Source organism: Spirillospora sp. NPDC000708 (genome assembly GCF_040299565.1).
Taxonomy (GTDB): domain Bacteria; phylum Actinomycetota; class Actinomycetes; order Streptosporangiales; family Streptosporangiaceae; genus Spirillospora.
The window spans coordinates 49,140-68,104 of the sequence record NZ_JBEPCJ010000060.1 but is presented as its reverse complement, the minus strand read 5'-3'; the positions used below and the strand labels follow the sequence as shown (position 1 = coordinate 68,104).

The window sequence follows — 18,965 nt, the reverse complement described above, 5'->3', positions numbered from 1 at the left end:
TGCCGGGGGGGGCCCCGGCGGGGGCCCCGCGGCCGCGCCCGGCCCCGCCCCGCCCCCCCAGCTCTACCCGGGCGCCGTGGGGGAGGGGGGCCCCGGCGCCCCCCCCCGCCCCCGCGGTCGGCACGCCGAGCAGCCGTCCCGTGACGGCGGTGTGCGAGAGCAGGGTGCCGCGCTCGACGACCAGCCCGGACGCGGCGATCATCAGGGAGAGCCAGCCGGGGTCGGTCTCGCGGGCGACGAGGATGCGGCCCGCGCAGTCGCCGGGCGGGACGCGCGGGTCCAGCACGATCTTGGCGCGGCCGCGGACCGTCCCGCCGCCGGACCCGAGCCCGCGCAGCGTGCCGTCCGCGCCGGCGTCGCCGGCCGGGCCGAGCGGGCGGGCGTGCCGCAGCGCGGCGGCGGCCGGGCGCGCGGCGGGCGCCGACAGCAGCGCGGGCGGGGGCGGCACGGCCCGGTTCCGGACGCGTTCGGCGCGCCGCAGCGCGGCGAGCCCGCGCAGGTCGCAGCCGGGCAGCGTGCCGTCGAACGCGCCGATGACCTCCTCCACGGTGAGGTCGGCGACGTCGAGCGGGTCGTCGAGCTGCCCGGCGGCGGCGAGCTCGCGGCCGAGCCGCCACATCACCTCGCGGGACAGCCCGAACAGCTGCGTACGGCAGAACCGGGCGTCCTCCCGCGCGCGCACGGACCAGCGCATCATGCCGAGCAGTACGCGCAGGACGGCCCGTCTGGCCGGGCCCGAGCAGGATTCGCGCAGCCTGCGGCGCGCCTCGGCCGCCGCGCGCGCCTCGGCCGCCCGGTTCGCGGCGACCGTCGCGCCCTGCCGGACGAGCGGCCGCAGGAGCGCGGCGGTCATCCAGGGCCGCTGCCGCGGTGTGGGCTCGTCGAGCTTGAGGTCGTGCACCGCGCGGTCGCCGTAGCGGCGCAGGTAGGCGCGCGCAGACGCGGCGAGGAGGGAGCCGTGCCGGCCCTCGGCGATGTCGTCCCAGACGGCCCGCAGATGCTCCTCGTCGGTGCGTCCGCCCAAGTCGTCGGCCAGCAGGGCCGCCTTGAGCGCGGGCACCTCGGCGGCGCGCTCGGCCAGCGCGATCGCGGCGCGGACGGCGGCGAGCGACCGGTTCTCCGGACCGCCGCACAGCAGCCCGGGCAGCGGCTCCGGCCCGGCGCCCGTCCAGCGGCGCAGCAGCGCGGTGGCCGCCCGCATGAGGAGCAGGCCGTAGACGCCGTTGGCGAGCGTGACGCCCCAGCGCACCGACACCTCGGCCCACACCCACCGGTACAGGGTGATCAGCTCGTCCGGGGAGTACTCGGCGAGCGGGCGGGACGCGGGGCCGCGGACGTCCGCCATCAGCGCGTCCCACCAGCGCAGGAACCGGGCGGTGGCGCGGCGGTGCCCCGCGGCGCGCCAGGCGAGCGCGGGCAGCGCGGCGGCGACGCGGGCGCGCGGCCACCGCCGGTCCGATCGCGCCTCGCCCGTGATGCCCATCCCTTCCTCCCAGCCCGCGCGGATCAGGTCGAAGACGGGCAGCTGCCCGTGCAGTTCCTGCCAGTCGTCCAGCCGGTAGTAGACGCGGCCGTCGAGGTGCCCGACCATCCGCGCGAGCCGGTGGCCGTTCGCGCGCAGCCGCCGCGCGGGCACGCCCATCCGCCGGTACAGGTCGGTGAAGGCGAGCTGGTAGAAGGCGCGCGCCTGCGAGTACGCCAGTGCGCCGGACACGCCGGGGAAGCTCTCGGTGATGTTGTGGTTGCCCCAGTGGACGCGCGGCCGCCCCTCGTCGGCGGTGGCGGCGGCCAGCGGGCGGGCCTGCACGAGGTGGACGGCGCCGTCGGGCGTGACGGTCCCCTCGATGTCCTGCGGGCGGCCGAACAGCCGCTCGACGCGCGCCGCGAGGCCGCTGATCTCCCTGGCCAGCTCGCCGGTGAGCACCGGCGCGGTGCGCAGGGCCTCCGGGACGGGGACGGTCCGCGGACCGTCGCCGCCTTCCTCCGGCGGCCCGACCATGCGGTGCTTGGTCACGACCTCCGCCTCGACGCGCCCGGTGCCGGGGTCGACGAAGAAGTGGTCGACGTCGGCCTTCTCCTGGACGACGCCCTCGCCGATGCCGTGCGCCGCGGCGATGACGTGCCGGTGCGTCCCGTCGCGGGGGTCGCGGGTGAAGGCGACGAACGACCGGGTTCCCGGGACCATCCGCTGGACGCCGACCGCGACCCGCGCGGCCGCCGGGTCGATCCCCCGGAACTCCCGGTAGCGGACGGCCTCGGCCTTGAACGCCGACGCCCAGCAGCGCGCCACCGCCTCCAGCAGCCCGTCGCGCCGGACGTACAGGAAGCTGTCGCTCAGCCCGGCGAACGGATCGTCCGCCGCGTCCTCGCCCCTCCCGTCCGGGCCGGGGACGGCGCACGCGCGCACCGCGACCGTCCCGCCCGTGCCCGCCGGCCCGCCGCCGGCCAGCTCGTCGAAACCCGCGAGCAGGCGGGCCGCGAGGGGACCGTCCGGGACGGCCGCCGCCAGCGCCTGCGCGGCGAACCCGCACCACTGCGCGGCCGGGACCGCCGAGCGCGGCGGCAGGCCGCCGCTCAGCGCGTCCAGCGCCCGGTCGAACTCCGACACGGGCACGCAGAAGAACTCCGGCACGGGGAAGCCCGCGTCCCGCAGCGTCTCCAGCCTGGCGAACTTGTGCCCGACCTCCCCCGCCCCCATCGATCCCGCCCCCATTGATCCCGTCCCCATCGATCCCGAGGTCATCGACCCGCTCACCACACCTTCGGCAGCACGCGCGCCCGTCCGGCGGCGTACGGCGGGTAGCCCGGAACGTCCCAGAGCGCCCGTTCCTCCACGCGGATCCGCCAGGCGACCGCCGCCGCGAGCAGCGCGAACGCGGCCACGGTGAGCGGTGCGAGGAAGAAGCAGGCGAAGGCGAGGTTGGCCAGCAGCATCCCCGCGTACGCCGGATGCCGGACGACCCGGTAGACGCCGCCGGTCACGACGCGGTGGCCGTCCTGCCGCACCACGTGGTGCGAGTAGAACCGCCCGAGCGTGCGGATCGCGGTCCGCCGCAGCGCGACCCCGGCGGCGAAGGCGACCGAGGCGAGAGCGGGGACCGCCGTCCACGGCGACGACGCCGGCCACGGGAACGGCCCGAGGGAGGCGGACGCGACCAGCAGGAGGCGGGCGAGCGCGTACGGCGGCAGGGTCCGCGCGTCCGCCGGGGACGCGGCGGCCCGCCGGAACGTCACCGGCGCCTCCAGCAGCAGCCACCCCAGGTACAGCGCGAGCATGACCGCCGGCGCGGCGCCGCCGCGCGGCGCGTGGACGGCGATCCCGGCCACGAGGAGGCCCGCGCCCGCGAGGAAGGCCGCGCGGGGCGCGAGCAGCAGGACCGTGTCGCGGACCGGTTCGCGCAGCGGATGGTTCATGACGACCGGGTCCGCTCGTAGCGCTCCGCGTCGACCGCGTACGCCTCGTAGGCCAGCGACCCGAGGTCGGCGCCCGTCGCGGCGTCCGCGAGGGTGGCCGCGCACCGGGACCGCGGCCCGGGCACCCGCGCGACCGGCCAGCGCAGCAGGAGCGGGACGGCCCCGTCCAGCCGGAACGGCACGTCCAGCCGCAGCGACACCCACAGCAGGCGCGCGTCCATCGGCCTGCCGTGCTCGCTGTGCTCCAGCAGCGTGGCGAACTGGCGGCCCGCCTCGACGATCTCCACGGGACTCCAGGCGGCCCGGTCCCTGCCCGGCGGCCGCAGCACGGCCGCCTCCACCGCGCCGCGCCCGCGCCGCACGGGCTCCCCCACCAGGATGTTCTCCGGACGGCGCCGGTGCACGAGGTCCGCGGGCGCCTGCCGGGACGGCGGGATCGCGGCGGGCGGGCGCCCTGGGCCGGGCGGCCCGGCCGCGGGGGCGTCGTCGTCGGTGAACGCGATGGAGCCCGCGCACACCTCCCGGGCCCCCTGCCGGGCGGCGACCGTCCAGGCGCGGTTGCGGCCGGGGACGGGACGGCACGACAGCGTGGTGCCGCGGTCGAGCTCGCAGAACCGGGTGAAGTCGAGCCCGGCCACCACCCGCCCGGCCCGCCGTCCGCGCGATCGCGCCGAGTCCGCGCGGACGGCGAGGTCCAGCATGCCGCTGAACAGCAGCATTCCCGGCACATGGTCGAGGGGGTGGTCGAAGTAGAAGGGATCGGACTCGTCGACGACCAGCTCGCGGAATCGTTCAATGACGGACGCGGCCATGCGCCCTCCCTCCATAATCGGCCCCATGCCCTTGCCCGGCGGCCCACGAAAAGGCCGCCCGGCACCCTTACCGGAAGCACAGGAAATCCAGCGGGACGGCCGTCATCTTGCTACAGAAATGCGCCCGGATGAACTGCACCCATGGGCAGTCCGGGCGGCACGGGTCTTCCCAGACCGGCAAGGCGCGGCCCACCGGACGCACCGCGCGGCGGGCACGGACCGCCCGGAACCCGCATGTCAGGAGCCACTTGCACGGACGGCCGCGGTCGGCCGGCCGGCGGCGGGCCCGGCCCCGTCCAGCCGGAATGCGGGCGGAATGCGCGCGTTTCCCGCCCTTCCGGCCGCGCGCTTTAAACGGGCAGTCGCACAAGATAGATTTTCAGATCAGGTTTCAATGATTCCGCGGACCGCCGTTCTTGTGACATGGCCCACAAATCATTTGGCAGAATGCGGCCACACGGAGCGGGGCCCGGCGCGGCGCCCGCTCGAAGCGTGCTACCACGCGGGGCCCCGCCCGGCTCCGTCCGGCTCCCCCGGCTCCGTCCGGCTCCCCCGGCTCCGTCCGGCTCCGTCCGGTCAGGCCGGAACGTGGTCCTTCTGCCGGCGCCAGTGCCGGTGCTTGGCGATCGCGTCGATGAACACGGCGCCGAAGCCGCCGCCGGGGCCGTGCCCGGTGACGACGCCGGCGTCCTCGACCGTGCCGTCCTCCGAGGTCTTCACCCCGGTGATCCCGGCCCGCTCCAGCAGCGCGGCGCCCTCGTCCAGCGCACCGATCGCCTTGCAGTGCACGAACGCCTCCGCGACGAAGTGCACCGCGTCGCCGTCCTGCGCGAGCGTCCGCACGCTGGCCTCTCCCCCGGGCACCAGCACCGCGTCGTAGAGGACGGACGCGACGGTCGGCATCGCGCGGGTCACCGAGACCTGCGCGCCGTTGGCGGCCTGGACGTGCCCGTCCTTCGCGGCGAGCACCTCGCACACCGCGCCCGCCTCGGTCAGCGCGTCGCCGACCGCGCCGACGGCCGCCGAGTCGACGCCGTCCGCCACCAGGATCGCGACCTTGCGGCCCCGCACCGACTCGGCGGGCGCGTTGTCCTGGCTGAGCGCGGGCGAGGTGCGGCCGTGGTTGGCGATCGGGGCGTCGGTGGGCGGCTCCACCCCCACGCCCTCGGCGACCCGCACCGCGAGGTCGTGGTCGACGTGGTTGAGCTGCGCGACCACGCCCTCCCGGATGTGCTTGTGCTCGCACTTGCCGAGCTCGAACCGGAACGCGCCGACGATGTGCTCCTTCTCCCAGTCGGACATGCTGTTCCAGAACAGCGTCGCCTGCGAGTAGTGGTCCTTGAAGCTCTCGCTCCGCTTGCGGATCTTCTCGCCGTCCACGCGCTCCTGGTAGTGGGTGAACGAGCCGGGTCCGCCGACCGCCGGGCAGCCGCCGCCGAGCGAGTTCTTGTGGTAGCTCGCCTGCCCCTGGTGCAGCTTCGTCTGGTGGTACCCGTCGCGCTGGTGGTTGCGGACGTCGGCGACCGGCTGGTTCACCGGGATCTGCGGGAAGTTCGGCCCGCCCAGCCGGATCAGCTGGGTGTCCAGGTAGGAGAACAGCCGGGCCTGCAGCAGCGGGTCGTTGGTGAAGTCGATGCCCGGCACGACGTTGCCGAGGTGGAAGGCGACCTGCTCGGTCTCGGCGAAGAAGTTGTCGGGGTTGCGGTCCAGCACCATCCGGCCGACCGGCCGCACCGGCACCTCCTCCTCCGGAATGATCTTGGTCGGGTCGAGCAGGTCGAACCCGAACCGGTGCTCGTCCTCCTCCGCCACCAGCTGCACGCCGAGCTCGTACTCGGGGAAGTCGCCGCCGTCGATGCGGTCCCACAGGTCGCGCCGGTTGAAGTCGGGGTCCTTGCCGGCGATCTTCTGCGTCTCGTCCCACGCGAGCGAGTGGGTGCCGAGCTTCGGCTTCCAGTGGAACTTCACGAACGTGCCGCGGCCCTCGGCGTTGACGAGCCGGAACGTGTGCACGCCGAACCCCTGCATCATCGCGAAGCTGCGCGGCAGCGCCCGGTCCGACATCAGCCACATCATCATGTGCATCGTCTCGGGCTGGAGCTGGACGAAGTCCCACAGCGTGTCGTGCGCGGACGACGCCTGCGGGATCTCGTTCGGCGGCTCCGGCTTCACCGCGTGCACGAAGTCGGGGAACTTGATGCCGTCCTGGATGAAGAAGACCGGCATGTTGTTGCCGACCAGGTCGAAGTTGCCCTGGTTCGTATAGAACTTGGTCGCGAAGCCGCGGACGTCGCGGACGGTGTCGGCCGACCCGCGCGACCCGGCGACCGTGGAGAACCGCACGAACACCGGCGTCGTCAGCGAGGTGTCGCACAGGAACTCGGCGGTGGTGTAGTCGGCCAGCGACTCGGTGAGCGTGAAGTGCCCGTACGCGCCGGAGCCGCGCGCGTGCACGACCCGCTCGGGGATCCGCTCGTGGTCGAAGTGGGTGATCTTCTCGCGGAGGTGGAAGTCCTCCAGCAGCGACGGGCCCCGCTCGCCCACCGTCAGGGAGTTGTCGGTGTCGTCGACCCGGAGGCCCTGGTCGGTGGTGAGCCCGGCCGCCCCGTCCGGGCTCACGCGCCGCCGTTCCAGCTGCTCCTGCTTCCGGTCCTCGTGGCCGGCCGGGTTGGCCATGGTCCAGCTCCTCGTGGCTGCTCGGTGATCGCACTCGGTGGGGCCGCTACCCGGCGGACCCCCCGCCATGCACGCTTTGACCGGAACTTGAGCACCCCCCGCCGCGTCGCCGCAGGACGCCCGCCACCGGGCGCGGACCCTTGTCAAACGGCTGACAATCGGCCCCGCCCGGCGGTGCGGACGGATGAGTGTCGCCCGCCCGGTCCGGTGCCTAGGTTGAGACGACCGGGCGCTCGGTCGAGGAGGTGTCGCCATGACGACGGCATACGAGGACGCGCACACCGGATCGCCGGTTCTGGACGGGCTGACGGAGGAGCCGTGGCGGGACGTCCCGGCCGAGGAGGCGCGCTGGATGCGCCCGCGGCTGCCGGACCTGCTCGGCCCGATGGTGCAGGGCGTGCTGCGGCACGTCCCCGAGTACGACCGGCCGGGCGACGCCGCCTACGTCCGCGTCGCCGAGGCCGCGGTCGCGCACGCGATGGAGCACTTCGTCCAGATGATCGCCGACCCGGACGCCTCCTGGAAGGAGGTGTACCAGGTCTTCTTCGACGTCGGGTACGGCGAGGCCGTCGAGGGGCGCAGCCTGGAGCACCTGCAGAACGCGATGCGGGTCGCGTCGCGGCTGGCCTGGCGGCACCTGGCGGTCGAGGCGGAGCGGCTCGGCCGCCCGCGCGCCCTGGTCAGCCTGCTCGCCGAGGCCAACTTCGCCTACCTGGACGCGCTCGCGTCCGCCGCCGCGCACGGGTACGCGCGGGCGCGCGAGAAGGCCGCCGGGGAGCGCGAGCAGCGCCGCGGCCGGCTGCTGGCGCTGCTGCTGTCGGACCCGGCCGCGCCGCCCGAGGTCGTCGGCGAGCAGTCCGCGCGGGCGGGCTGGCCGCTGCCGCGCCGGCTCGCGGTGATCGTGCTGCGGCCGCGGCCGGGCAGCGGCGGCGAGGGCCCCGCCGGGCTGCCGCCGTCGCTGCTGACCGGGCTGGACCACGGCCGGCCCTGCCTGGTGATGCCGGATCCGGACGGCCCCGGCCGGATGGACGAGCTGACCGCGACGCTGGCCGGCTGGACGGGCGCGGTCGGCCCGTCCGTCCCCGCCGACCAGGCGCGGACGTCGCTGCAGTGGGCGCGGCGCGCGCTCGACCTCGCGCCGGCAGCGCCGCGCCGCGGCCGCGCCGGAGACGGCGGCGCCGCGGCGGGCCGGGCGAACGGGACGGGTCGCGGGTCCCGGCGCGGCGGGCTGCTCGTCCGCGCCGACGAGCACCTGCCGGAGCTGCTGCTGCAGGAGGGCGGCTCGCTGGCGGCGCTGGTGGCGGCGCGGCGGCTGGCCCCGCTGGAGGCCGCGGGCCCGCGGCAGGGCGTCCGGCTGGCGGAGACGCTGCTGGAGTGCATGAAGCACGGCTTCAACGCCACCGGCGCCGCCGAGGTGCTGTGCGTGCACCCGCAGACCGTCCGGTACCGGCTCGCGCAACTCCACGAGATGTTCGACTTCGACATCGAGGACCCCGATCTCCGCCTGGAGATGATGCTGCTGCTCAGCACCTGGATCCGGGCCCGTTCCTCTTCCTGAGCGCCTCCCGCCCGAACGGCGTGCCGATCCGCGCGCCTTTTCCGGTGCCGCGCCGCGCCGCGACGTCATGGTGGGGCGCGGAATCCGCTACGGTCAGGGGCGCCGCGTTGGCGAGGGGAAGGAACACAAGGTACAGATGGCCGAGAAGGTCATTCGAGTCGACGACATCGACGGCTCCGAAGGGGACGATGTCACCAAGCGGGACTTCGAGGTCCTGGGCCGGACGTTCACGATCGACCTCAGCGAGGACAACTACAAGCGGTTGAACGAGATGCTGGACGCGCTCGCGCCCTTCATCGAGAACGCCGCGGAGGTGAAGCCCGCTGGGAAGGGCCGCAAGCCTCGGGTAGCGAAGATCAAGGGCTACACGAACGGCGATGTCCGCGACTGGGCATTGCGCGAGGGCGTCGAAGTCTCCGAGCGTGGCAAGATATCGGATGAGGTCTATGCTGCATTCATCGACGCTCATCCGGACGCGAAGCCGGACGCATAGCTAGAGGGAGTCCCCGCATGGCACAGAAGGTCGAAGTCCTTCTCGTGGACGACATCGACGGTGGCGAGGCCGACGAGACGGTCAGCTTTTCACTCGATGGCACCAGTTACGAGATCGACCTGAGCAAGAAGAACGCCGCGAAGCTGCGCGACGGGCTGGAGCCGTTCGTGGCCGGTGCCCGCAAGGCGCGCAAGCCGGCGGGCAGGCAGGCCCGCGGCACGCGTACCGCGGGCAGCCGCGAGCGGTCCGCCGAGATTCGCGAGTGGGCGAAGAACCACGGCATCAAGGTCAATGAGCGGGGCCGTATCCCCGCCAATGTGATCGAGCAGTACGAGGCCGCGCACTAGCGCCGCGCGCGGCCGGCCGAGTTCCGGCAGAGCGCCGAGGGGCCGGAGTGAAATTCTCACTCCGGCCCCTCACGCATTAGTGCGCACCGGGCAAATCGCCTTTCGCTCGGCATTCCCCGAATTCCACATGCTGGACATCCTCGGCGGGCGAGTCGGTAGGGTGACGCCCGGGGGGACCGGCAAAGGGGGGCAAGCGGGGTTGAAGCACGCGACGCGACGGGACCGTGTCCGGTACTGGTTCGACACGACGATGTCGAAGGGCACGCCGGCGCTCATCGGCTGGCTCGGGCTCGCGTCGGCGGCGCTCGTGCTCGTGGTGGCGACCGCCGCGGTCGTCCTCGCGCCGCGCGACAGCGACCGCAACGGGCACTGGCCCGGCATGGTGTGGCGCAGCCTGCTGCGCACCCTGGACCCCGGCACGATGGGCGGCGACAGCGGCGGCGTCGCGTTCCTCGGCCTGATGCTCGTCGCCACGGTCGGCGGCATCTTCATCGTCAGCTCGCTGATCGGCGTGCTCACCACCGGCCTGGAGAGCAAGATCACCGAGCTGCGGAAGGGCCGGTCGCGGATCGTCGAGCAGGGCCACACCGTGCTGCTCGGCTGGTCGGAGCAGGTGTTCACGGTCGTCGCCGAACTGGTGGAGGCCAACCAGAGCGAGCGGCGCTCGTGCGTGGCGATCCTCGCCGACCGCGACAAGGTCGAGATGGAGGACGCCATCCGGGCGCGGGTCGGCGAGTTCGGCCGGACCCGGATCGTGTGCCGCACCGGCAACCCGCTGAAGGTCGCCGACCTGGAGCTGGTCAGCCCCGGCACCGCGCGGTCCATCATGGTGATCTCGCCGGAGGTCGAGGACGCCGACACCCACGTCATCAAGGTGCTGCTGTCGCTCGGCGCGCGCGCCTGGGAGCGGCGCCGCCCGCACGTCGTCGCCGCGGTGCACGACTCGGCGAACCTGCCCGCGGCCCGGCTGGCCGGCGGCGAGGCCGCGTGGGTCATCGACGCCGACGACATCGCGATCCGGCTGATCGTCCAGTCGCACCGGCAGTCCGGCCTGTCGCAGGTCTGCACCGACCTGCTGGACTTCGCCGGGCACGAGTTCTACATGCGCGCCGAGCCGTCGCTCGCGGGGCTGGCGTTCGGCGAGACGCTGTCGCGCTACGACCTCGGCGTCCCGGCGGGGCTGCGGCACAGCGACGGCACGGTCGCGCTGAACCCGCCGATGGACACCCCGGTCCGCGCCGACGACGAGATCATCGTGCTGGCCGAGGACGACCTGCTGATCCGGCTCGCGTCCGGGCCGCCGCCGCCCGTCCGGGAGCGGGCGATCACCACCGCGACCGCGCGGGAGCCGGTGCCGGAGCGCACCCTGCTGCTCGGCTGGAACCACCGCGCCCAGAAGATCATCGAGCTGCTGGACGACTTCCTCGCCCCCGGTTCGGCGCTGACGGTGGCCGCGCCGCGCGAGGACCCGACCGGCGGGCTCGGCCCGTTCGCCAACCTCAAGGTCGGCTTCGTGCGCGCCGAGCCGACCGACCGGCCGTCCCTGGAGTCCCTGGACGTCGGGTCCTACCAGCACGTCATCGTGCTGTCGGAGGCCGGCTACGACCGCGAGCACGCCGACGCGCGCACGCTGGTGACGCTGCTGCACCTGCGCGACATGGAGGACGCGCTCGGCGACCCGTTCTCCATCGTCAGCGAGATCAACGACGACGCCAACCGGGAGGTCGCGCAGGTCACCAAGGCCGACGACTTCGTGGTCAGCGACAAGCTGATCAGCCTGATGCTGACCCAGCTGAGCGAGAACCGGCACCTGTACGACGTGTTCGCCGACCTGCTCGACCCGGCCGGGTCGGAGATCTACCTCAAGCCCGCCTGCGACTACCTCGTGCCGGGCGGCACCGCCGACTTCGCGACGCTGATCGAGTCGGCGCGGCGCCGCGGCGAGGTCGCACTCGGCTACCGGCTGAGCGACCGGTACCACGAGCCGCCCGGCTACGGCGTGGTGCTCAACCCGGACAAGACGGCCCCGCTGGTGCTGTCCGCGCACGACCGCGTCATCGTCCTCGCGGAGAACTGACGCCCGCCCGCGCACGGCCCGCGGTTACGGTCTGTCCGGAATGCGGGGCCGTGGAAATGCCGGTGCGCGAACGGCCACGGATCGCCCACAATTGGACCGACGGGGTGATCAATCGTGGGCGATCAGATGCTGCGCCTTGGAGCGCGCATAGCCGAGATCGAGGCGCTGTACGGCTGCGCGCTGGACGAGCGGGACGGCCGCGCCGCGCGCCGGCTGCTGGCCGAGCTGGCACGGGCGGGGGCCCTGCTGGCCGAGGAGGCCGACCGGGCGGCGGGGCCCGTGCGGCGCACCGCCGGGACGCGTCCCGGCCGGACGCGCCTGCGCCGCCGCATAGCCGGCACCCAACGCACCGCCGACCGCATCATCGCTGTGTTCTCACAATCACGGCCCAAGGGCCTCGCCTAGCGGCTCGGCCCTTGACCGTGCTTGGGCGAGCGCGAACTCGCTTCGCGAGCTTCCCGGTGGGGCTCGCCTTCGGCTTCGCCCCACCGGTCAGATGACGCGCTCGCGCGACGGCTTTACCTTGTGATGCGGCCGACCCTAGTGCGTCTCTTCGTGGTCCTTGGGGAGGGCGAGTTTGGGGGCGGTGGGCAATGCCTCGGCGACCTCCTCGCGGAGGGCGCGTTCGGTGCGGTGGGCGTCCTCTGCCATGCCGCGGATCTCGGCGGCGGCCATCTCGTCGCCGACCGTGCCGGCGATCAGGTCGCGGTAGCGGGCGTTCTGCTCCGGCAGCGCGGCCAGGACGCGCGACTCGTGGAAGGCGTCGTCGGCCTCGCCGACGCGGCGCGCGTACGCCTCCAGCGCCTCGATCCGGACGGTGACGGAGCGCGCCGACAGCGCGAGCGCGCGCTCCTGCGGTTCGAGCAGGGCCCGGACCCGCGGGGACAGCCGCTCGGTCTGCTGCACGACGCGCTCCCGGCGCAGCCGGGTGTGCTCGGCGAGCGTGGAGGCGATCGCCCACTCCTGCCGGGGCAGCACGACCATGTTGCCGACGTCGTCCAGCAGCCCGGTGCGGTGCGACTGCGAGCGGAGGACGGCGTCGATGGCGCTCTGGGCGCGGACCAGCAGCCGGGCCGCGGGCCGGTCGAAGTCGGCGGGCAGCAGGTAGCGGCCGTGGTGCTCGCGGGCGGCGCGGGCGGCCGCGGGCTCGCGCAGGTGCCGCAGCGCGCCGACGACCCAGCCGGTGAAGCTGACGGCGGCGAGCAGCACGGCGGCCTCCTGCTGCCCGAGCAGCAGGAGGAGGACCTGCAGCGCCGGGGTGAGCATCATCGCCAGGACGGGCAGCCTCCCCCACCGCAGCGCGCCGCCGACGAGGTCGTCCTGGTCGAGCGAGGCGAGGAAGAAGACCCGCAGCCAGCCGCCGGGCAGCACGCCGTAGAAGAAGGCGAACGCCGGGATCCACAGCATCCGGCCCGCGACGGTGGCGGCGGTCACGGCCGGCGGCGCGGGCGCGGGCAGGCTCGCCGCGACCAGCCGCTCCGGGGCGGCGGCGAGCACGGCGCGGTCCGCGACGGGAATGCCCGGGTCGAACACCGGACGGGGACGGCTCTCATCGTTCATCGGCGCTCCCCACCGCCTCAGGACGTCCCGCGGCCGGCGGTGCCGCCCGCGGGAGATCTGCCCGTTCTGCCTTCGTTCACTTGCTATCACTTGTGCCCAGCCATCCCCGGAATGTCACGAGATCCGGAAATTCGGGCCGCCCGGCGGTGCCGCAGACCCTTTAGCCATGACCTAAATCAATGCCGGTGACGGCCCGTTCGCGGTGGGGTGGGCGGATGACCGTCGCCCTCGCCGTGATCCTCGCCGGAGTGCTGCACGCCGTCTGGAACGCGATCGCGAAGGGCGCGCCGGACCGGTGGGCCTCGTTCGCGCTGATCGGCCTCGGGGAGGCGCTGGTCGTGCTGCCGATGGGCGCGGTCGTCGGGCCGCCGGACCGGGCGGCGTGGCCGTGGCTGCTGGCGTCGGTCGCCGTCCACATCGTCTACATGGGCCTGCTGCTCGTGTCGTACCAGCTCGGCGACTTCAGCCAGGTGTACCCGCTGGCGCGGGGCAGCGCGCCGCTGCTGGTGGCGGCCGTGGCGGCGGTGGTGCTCGGCGAGCGGCTCACGTGGGCGCAGGACGCGGGCGTCGCGGCGGTCTGCGGCGGGCTCGGCGTGCTGGCCTTCGCGGGCCGCCGCGACGGCGCCGGGAAAGGCGGCACGGACGCCGGAGGCGGCGTGGACACGGGAGGCGGCGTGGACACGGGTGGCGGCGTGGACACGGGTGGCGGCGTGGCGCGGGAGCGCGACCCGCGCGCCGTCGCGGCGGCGCTGCTGACCGGCGTGTCCATCGCGGCCTACACGCTCCTGGACGGCGTCGGGGTCCGGCACGCGGGCGGATCGCTGTCGTACACGTCGTGGATGTTCGGCATACAGGCGCCGGTGACGGTCGCGCTCGTGCTGGCCCTGCGCGGCCGCGCGACGATCATCCGGCTGGACCGGGCCGCCGCGCTGCGCGGCCTGGCGGGCGGCCTCATCTCGATGGCGGCGTACGGGATCGTGCTGTGGGCGCAGACGCGCGGGACGCTGGCGTCCGTGGCGGCGCTGCGCGAGACCGGGGTGATCTCGGGCGCGGTCATCGGCGCGGTGTTCTTCTCCGAGCGGCTCGGGCCGCGCCGGATCGCGGCGGCCTGCGTGGTCGCGGCGGGCGTCGTCCTCATCACGGCCCACTAGGCGGACCCTGGGGCCGTCCGCCGCACCGGACGGGCGGGTCTCGCGGCGCGTGCCGGCTCCTGGCAGGGTAGAAGGGATCTTGCAGGGACGCGTGGAGGGGAGGGCCGGTGAACGGTGCGCTGGGCCTCCTCGCGGTGCTGGTGCTGACCGCCGCGACCGGCTACTTCGTCGCGCAGGAGTTCGCGTTCGTCACCGCGGACCGCCCCCTGCTGGACCAGCGGGCGGCGGAGGGCGACCGCGCGGCGCAGCGCGCCGTCCGGGTGATGGAGCGGCTGTCGTTCATGCTGTCGGGCGCGCAGCTCGGCATCACCGTGACCGCGCTGGTGGTGGGGTTCATCGCCAAGCCGGCGCTGGCCGACCTGATCTCGCCGGTGCTGTCGGCGGCGGGGGTGCCGCGCGGCGCGTCCGGCGGCGTCGCGGTCGCGCTCGGGTTCGTGCTGGCGACGGTGCTGCAGATGGTGCTGGGCGAGCTGTTCCCGAAGAACCTGGCGCTGGCGCGGGCGGAGGCGATGGCGCGGTGGCTGGCCGGGTCCACGCTGGTGTACCTGACGGTGGCGGCGCCCGTGATCCGGCTGTTCGACGCGGCGGCGAACCGGCTGGTGCGGGCCGTCGGGATCGAGCCGGTCGAGGAGCTGCACCACGGCGCGACGCTGGAGGAGCTCGGGCACATCATCGGCGAGTCGGGCGAGCAGTTCCAGGAGGCGCACGCCGACCTGCTGGAGCGGGCGCTGGTGTTCTCCGAGCGGGACGCCGAGGAGGTCATGGTGCCGCGGGTGGACGTGGTGACGGTGCCCGCGTCGGCGCGCGCGTCGGAGCTGAGCGAGGTCATCACCGCGAGCGGGCACTCCCGCTACCCGGTCGTCGGGGAGCGGGTCGACGACGTGGTCGGCATCGTGGGGCTGGACGAGCTGATCCTGCTCGGCCCGGAGGAGTCGGAGCGGACGCCGGTGGGCGCGATCGCCCGGCCGCCGCTGCTGCTGCCGTCGTCGCTGCCGCTGCCGGACGTGGTGGCGCGGCTGCGCGCCGCCGACGCGCCGGTGGCGTGCGTGGTCGACGAGTACGGCGGCTTCGCGGGGCTGATCACCTGGGAGGACGTCGCGGAGGAGCTGGTCGGGGAGATCGCCGACGAGCACGACCCGGACGAGGATCTGGCGATCCGGCGCGGCGAGTGGTGGACGACCGACGCGGGGCTGCGGGTGGACGAGGTGGCGCACGAGACCGGGATCGCGCTGCCGGAGGGCGACTACGAGACCGTCGCGGGCCTGCTGCTGCGGCGGCTCGGCCGGGTGGCGCGGCCCGGCGACGTGGTGCGGGTGGAGCTGGAGCAGTCCCGGCTGGACGAGCCGCCGCGCACCGCGGTGGTGGAGGTGCTGACGGTGCACCGGCACGTCCCGGAGCTGATCCGGATCCGGACGGTCGTCACGGCGCCCGGCGGGCGGGACGGCGGGGAGCGGTGAACCTGACCCTGGGCGTCCCGGTGACGCTGGCGCTGCTGGCCGGCAACGGGTTCTTCGTCGCGACGGAGTTCGCGCTGGTGGCGGCGAAGCGGCCGCGGCTGGAGCGGGCCGCCGCGCGCGGGAGCCGGGCCGCGGGGGCGGCGGTGGCGGGGATCGGCGAGCTGTCGCTGACGCTCGCGGGCGCGCAGCTCGGCATCACGATGTGCTCGCTGGGGCTGGGCCTGGTGTCCGAGCCGGTGTTCACCGAGGCGCTCGCGCCGCTGTTCCACGCCGCGGGCCTGTCGGGCGGTGTGGCGCACGCGATCGGGTTCGTGATCGCGCTCGGCGTGGTGACGTTCCTGCACATGGTCGTCGGGGAGATGGCGCCGAAGTCGTTCTCGATCGCGGGGCCGGAGCGGTCGGCGACGGTGCTGGCGCTGCCGTTCCGGGCGTTCACGACGGTCGTCCGGCCGGTGCTGGCGGCGCTGAACGGCGCGACGAACCTGCTGCTGCGCGCGGCGGGCGTGCATCCGGGCGAGACGCGGGAGGTGTCGCGGACGCCGGAGCAGCTGCGCAGCATCGCCGAGGACTCGCGGCGGCTCGGGCTGATCGGGCAGCGCGACCTGACCCTGCTGACCGCCGCGCTGGACGCGCCGCGCGCGCCGCTGTCGGGGCTGGTGGTGCCGGTGTCGGAGATCGTGTCGGTGCCGCCGGAGGCGTCGCCGCAGGAGATCGTCGACACCGCGGCGCGCACCGGCCGGGTCCGGATCATGCTGCGCGGCTCCGGCCGGGGGCAGGCGCGGATGGTGCACGTCCGCGACGCCTACCTGGCGCGGGCGCGCGGCCGGGACACCACGGCCGGGGAGCTGGCGCATCCGGTGCCGGCGATGCCGGTGAGCACGCCGGTCGGCGAGGCCGTCGCGACGCTGCGGGCGCGGCACAGCCAGCTCGGCCTGGCGGTCGGCCCGGACGGGCGGGTGGCGGGGCTGGTCAGCCTGGACGACCTGCTCACCACGCTGCTGGAACTCTCCTGACACGGATCGCGCGTCAACATCGGTTGACAGCGCTCCGGATGTCAACCTACATTGACAGGCATGAGCGATGGAGTGACGCTCGCCCAGGAGGCGAGCAGCAGGGACCCGGCGGTCGGCCTGCGGGCCGTCCGCGCGCTGCGCGAGCTGGCCGAGCGGCTGGAGGCGCTGCAGGTGGCCAGCGCCCGGGAGCAGGGCTGGTCCTGGCAGGACATCGCGGTCTGCCTCGGCGTGAGCCGGCAGGCCGTCCACAAGAAGCACGGCGGCGGGCGCCGCCTCTCCCTTCCGACGAGGTCGGCCGGGGGGCGCGGGGGGTCGTCCCCCCTCGGAAAAGCAGAGAAGGAGCAGTAGGAGATGTTCGAGCGCTTCACCGAGGACGCGCGGCGGGTCGTCGTCCTCGCCCAGGAGGACGCCCGCATGCTGAACCACCACCACATCGGCACCGAACACCTGCTGCTCGCGTTCTGCGCCCACGACAACGCCCTGAGCGGGACGCTGCGGGCGCACGGGCTGGAGCCGTCCGGCCTGCGGGCCCGGGTCGCCCGCCACGGCGACGACCCGCTCGACCCGGATGCCCTGCGCACCCTCGGCATCGACCTGGACGCCGTCCGGGAGGCGACGGAGGAGGTCTTCGGCGAGGGCGCCCTCGACGCCCCGCCCGGGCGCAAGCGCCCGACCGGCCACATCCCGTTCACGCCGCAGGCCAAGAAGGCCCTGGAGCTGAGCCTGCGGCACGCGGTCCGGCTCAAGCAGAAGCAGATCCGCAGCGGCCACATCCTGCTCGGCGTCCTGCACGACGACGACTTCCTGGCGGTGCGGCTCGCGGCCGAGGCGGGCGTCGACGTCCGGGGACTGCGCGCCGACATCACCCGGCTGCTCACCGCCGAGGCGGCCTGACCACCGCGCCGACCGCGGGGCCGACCACCGTGCCGATCGCCGTGCGCACCGCCGGGCCGACCACCGCGCCCGTCCGCGCGCGAGCGATGATGTGATTTCGTGGGGACATGCCCGCTTTCCTGGATGCCCTCCGCGCCGCCCTCCCCGCCGCCCGGCTCGTCACCGACCCGGACGTGGTCGCCTCCTACGCGCACGACGAGGCGGAGTGGGCGCCGCACGGGACGCCCGCCGCGCTCGTCCGCGCCGGGTCCACCGAGGACGTCCGGGCCGTGGTGGCGGCGTGCGCCGAGCACGGCGTCCCGGTCGTCCCGCGCGGCGCCGGCACGGGGCTGTCCGGCGGCGCGAACGCCCTGGACGGCTGCGTGCTGCTGTCGCTGGAGGCGATGAACGAGATCGTCGAGATCGACGCCGCCGAGCGGCTCGCGGTCGTCCAGCCCGGGGTCGTCAACGACGCGCTGCGGCTCGCCGCCGCCGAGCGGGGCCTGTGGTACCCGCCGGACCCGGCCAGCTCGCCGTGGTCCACGATCGGCGGCAACGTGGCGACCAACGCCGGCGGCGTCTGCTGCGTCAAGTACGGCGTGACCCGCGACTACGTGCTGGCCGTGCAGGCCGTGGTCGGGCGCGGCGAGGTGGTGCGGCTGGGCCGCCGCACCGCCAAGGGCGTCGCCGGGTACGACCTGTGCGGGCTGATGGTCGGCTCGGAGGGCACGCTCGGCGTGATCACCGAGATCACCGTGCGGCTGCGCGGCGCCCGCGCCCCCGAGCACACCGTCGTCGGGTACTTCGACGCCCTGCGGGACGCGGGCGAGGCGGTCAGCCGCGTCACCGCCGCCGGGATCGTGCCGAGCGCGCTGGAACTGGTCGACCGGCACTGCCTGGAGGCGGTCGACGCGTGGCGGAACATGGGGCTGTCCGCCGACGCGAACGTCCTGCTCCTCGGCCGCACCGACCTTCCTGGGGAGGCGGGCGAGGCGGAGGCCGACGCGATGGCCGCCCTGTTCAAGGAGGCCGGCGCGACCTGGAGCGCCCGCTCGTCCGACGAGGCGGAGGCCGAGGCGCTGTTCGCCGCGCGGCGGCTCGCCTACCCGGCGCTGGAGCGGCTCGGCCCCGTCCTCACCGAGGACGTGTGCGTCCCGCGCGCGCTCGTCCCGGAGATGCTGGCCCGCATCGAGGCGGCCGCGTCCGACACCGGCACCCACATCGCCAACATCGCGCACGCCGGCGACGGCAACCTGCACCCGCTGATCATCGCGCCCGCGGGCGACGACGACGCGCGGGTGCGGGCCCAGCGGGCGTTCGACCGGATCGTGGCGGACGCCCTCGACCTCGGCGGCACCGTCACCGGCGAGCACGGCGTCGGCCTGCTCAAGCGGCGCGGCCTGCACGCCGAGCTGGAGCCGGCGGTGATCGCCATGCATCGCGCGGTCAAGGACGCGCTGGACCCGGCGGGCGTCTTCAACCCGGGCAAGGTGTTCGGGACGCCCTGAGCCGGGCGCGGCGCGGGGAGGCCGGC

General features: G+C 74.7%; 16 protein-coding genes. 11 read left to right on the top strand and 5 right to left on the bottom strand.

Features of this window, described 5'->3' with window-relative positions; all coding sequences use genetic code 11:
- The 4 genes from ABT299_RS34025 to ABT299_RS34010 all read right to left on the bottom strand — a co-directional run.
- Positions 1 to 2,713, bottom strand: a 2,713-nt coding sequence (locus ABT299_RS34025) for a PEP/pyruvate-binding domain-containing protein (protein ID WP_500253228.1), incomplete at its 3' end; no start/stop codon positions are given.
- A gap of 38 nt (positions 2,714 to 2,751) precedes the next feature.
- Positions 2,752 to 3,414: a methyltransferase family protein gene (locus ABT299_RS34020; RefSeq protein ID WP_500253227.1), complete on the bottom strand. Its 663-nt coding sequence runs from the start codon at positions 3,412 to 3,414 to the stop codon at positions 2,752 to 2,754.
- Complete coding sequence (locus tag ABT299_RS34015) at positions 3,411 to 4,226, bottom strand: AfsA-related hotdog domain-containing protein (protein WP_500253226.1); 816 nt, start codon at positions 4,224 to 4,226, stop codon at positions 3,411 to 3,413. The genes ABT299_RS34020 and ABT299_RS34015 overlap by 4 nt, the downstream gene beginning before the upstream one ends.
- 576 nt (positions 4,227 to 4,802) lie before the next feature.
- Positions 4,803 to 6,902, bottom strand: a complete 2,100-nt coding sequence (locus ABT299_RS34010) for a catalase (protein WP_500253225.1) — start codon at positions 6,900 to 6,902, stop codon at positions 4,803 to 4,805.
- A gap of 253 nt (positions 6,903 to 7,155) precedes the next feature.
- On the opposite strand from ABT299_RS34010, the gene ABT299_RS34005 reads away from it, so the two are divergent.
- The 5 genes from ABT299_RS34005 (at position 7,156) to ABT299_RS33985 (ending at position 11,782) form a co-directional block, all read left to right on the top strand.
- Positions 7,156 to 8,460 carry a PucR family transcriptional regulator gene (locus ABT299_RS34005; protein WP_387019399.1) on the top strand — a complete coding sequence of 435 codons (1,305 nt, stop codon included), beginning with the start codon at positions 7,156 to 7,158 and terminating at the stop codon, positions 8,458 to 8,460.
- A gap of 136 nt (positions 8,461 to 8,596) precedes the next feature.
- The gene (locus ABT299_RS34000; protein ID WP_190867915.1) at positions 8,597 to 8,953 is read left to right on the top strand and encodes a histone-like nucleoid-structuring protein Lsr2; all 357 of its coding nucleotides are present in this window, start codon (positions 8,597 to 8,599) and stop codon (positions 8,951 to 8,953) included.
- 17 nt (positions 8,954 to 8,970) lie between these two features.
- The gene (locus ABT299_RS33995) at positions 8,971 to 9,300 is read left to right on the top strand and encodes a histone-like nucleoid-structuring protein Lsr2 (protein WP_151547238.1); all 330 of its coding nucleotides are present in this window, start codon (positions 8,971 to 8,973) and stop codon (positions 9,298 to 9,300) included.
- A gap of 199 nt (positions 9,301 to 9,499) precedes the next feature.
- On the top strand, positions 9,500 to 11,377 hold the full coding sequence (locus ABT299_RS33990; RefSeq protein ID WP_347257123.1) for a CASTOR/POLLUX-related putative ion channel: 1,878 nt from the start codon (positions 9,500 to 9,502) through the stop codon (positions 11,375 to 11,377).
- Positions 11,378 to 11,491: 114 nt separating this feature from the next.
- Entirely contained in the window at positions 11,492 to 11,782 is a 291-nt protein-coding gene (locus ABT299_RS33985) for a hypothetical protein (RefSeq protein WP_387019396.1), read from the top strand.
- 135 nt (positions 11,783 to 11,917) lie between these two features.
- Here the strand turns inward: ABT299_RS33985 and ABT299_RS33980 are convergent, their stop codons facing one another.
- Positions 11,918 to 12,937, bottom strand: coding sequence for a hypothetical protein (locus ABT299_RS33980; protein WP_500253224.1), 1,020 nt, complete (start codon positions 12,935 to 12,937; stop codon positions 11,918 to 11,920).
- Between the two features lie 215 nt (positions 12,938 to 13,152).
- On the opposite strand from ABT299_RS33980, the gene ABT299_RS33975 reads away from it, so the two are divergent.
- From ABT299_RS33975 to ABT299_RS33950, 6 genes are all read left to right on the top strand, one after another.
- On the top strand, positions 13,153 to 14,088 hold the full coding sequence (locus ABT299_RS33975; protein WP_500253223.1) for an EamA family transporter: 936 nt from the start codon (positions 13,153 to 13,155) through the stop codon (positions 14,086 to 14,088).
- A gap of 107 nt (positions 14,089 to 14,195) precedes the next feature.
- Positions 14,196 to 15,545, top strand: a complete 1,350-nt coding sequence (locus ABT299_RS33970; RefSeq protein ID WP_190867906.1) for a CNNM domain-containing protein — start codon at positions 14,196 to 14,198, stop codon at positions 15,543 to 15,545.
- On the top strand, positions 15,542 to 16,558 hold the full coding sequence (locus tag ABT299_RS33965; RefSeq protein ID WP_387019387.1) for a CNNM domain-containing protein: 1,017 nt from the start codon (positions 15,542 to 15,544) through the stop codon (positions 16,556 to 16,558). Before ABT299_RS33970 ends, ABT299_RS33965 begins: the two co-directional genes overlap by 4 nt.
- Positions 16,559 to 16,618: 60 nt before the next feature.
- Positions 16,619 to 16,906, top strand: a complete 288-nt coding sequence (locus tag ABT299_RS33960) for an RNA polymerase subunit sigma-70 (RefSeq protein WP_241756503.1) — start codon at positions 16,619 to 16,621, stop codon at positions 16,904 to 16,906.
- Between the two features lie 3 nt (positions 16,907 to 16,909).
- On the top strand, positions 16,910 to 17,452 hold the full coding sequence (locus tag ABT299_RS33955) for a Clp protease N-terminal domain-containing protein (RefSeq protein ID WP_190867893.1): 543 nt from the start codon (positions 16,910 to 16,912) through the stop codon (positions 17,450 to 17,452).
- A 107-nt stretch (positions 17,453 to 17,559) separates the two neighbouring features.
- Entirely contained in the window at positions 17,560 to 18,939 is a 1,380-nt protein-coding gene (locus tag ABT299_RS33950) for an FAD-binding oxidoreductase (protein WP_387019382.1), read from the top strand.
- Positions 18,940 to 18,965 lie beyond the last annotated feature (26 nt).

Excerpts from the sequence above, each read along its gene's own strand:
- ABT299_RS34020 (WP_500253227.1), bottom strand. The coding sequence starts at position 3,414 with ATGAACCATCCGCTGCGCGAACCGGTCCGCGACACGGTCCTGCTGCTC.
- ABT299_RS34015 (WP_500253226.1), bottom strand. The coding sequence starts at position 4,226 with ATGGCCGCGTCCGTCATTGAACGATTCCGCGAGCTGGTCGTCGACGAG.
- ABT299_RS34010 (WP_500253225.1), bottom strand. The coding sequence starts at position 6,902 with ATGGCCAACCCGGCCGGCCACGAGGACCGGAAGCAGGAGCAGCTGGAA.
- ABT299_RS34005 (WP_387019399.1), top strand. The coding sequence starts at position 7,156 with ATGACGACGGCATACGAGGACGCGCACACCGGATCGCCGGTTCTGGAC.
- ABT299_RS34000 (WP_190867915.1), top strand. The coding sequence starts at position 8,597 with ATGGCCGAGAAGGTCATTCGAGTCGACGACATCGACGGCTCCGAAGGG.
- ABT299_RS33995 (WP_151547238.1), top strand. The coding sequence starts at position 8,971 with ATGGCACAGAAGGTCGAAGTCCTTCTCGTGGACGACATCGACGGTGGC.
- ABT299_RS33980 (WP_500253224.1), bottom strand. The coding sequence starts at position 12,937 with ATGAACGATGAGAGCCGTCCCCGTCCGGTGTTCGACCCGGGCATTCCC.
- ABT299_RS33975 (WP_500253223.1), top strand. The coding sequence starts at position 13,153 with ATGACCGTCGCCCTCGCCGTGATCCTCGCCGGAGTGCTGCACGCCGTC.
- ABT299_RS33960 (WP_241756503.1), top strand. The coding sequence starts at position 16,619 with ATGAGCGATGGAGTGACGCTCGCCCAGGAGGCGAGCAGCAGGGACCCG.
- ABT299_RS33955 (WP_190867893.1), top strand. The coding sequence starts at position 16,910 with ATGTTCGAGCGCTTCACCGAGGACGCGCGGCGGGTCGTCGTCCTCGCC.
- ABT299_RS33950 (WP_387019382.1), top strand. The coding sequence starts at position 17,560 with ATGCCCGCTTTCCTGGATGCCCTCCGCGCCGCCCTCCCCGCCGCCCGG.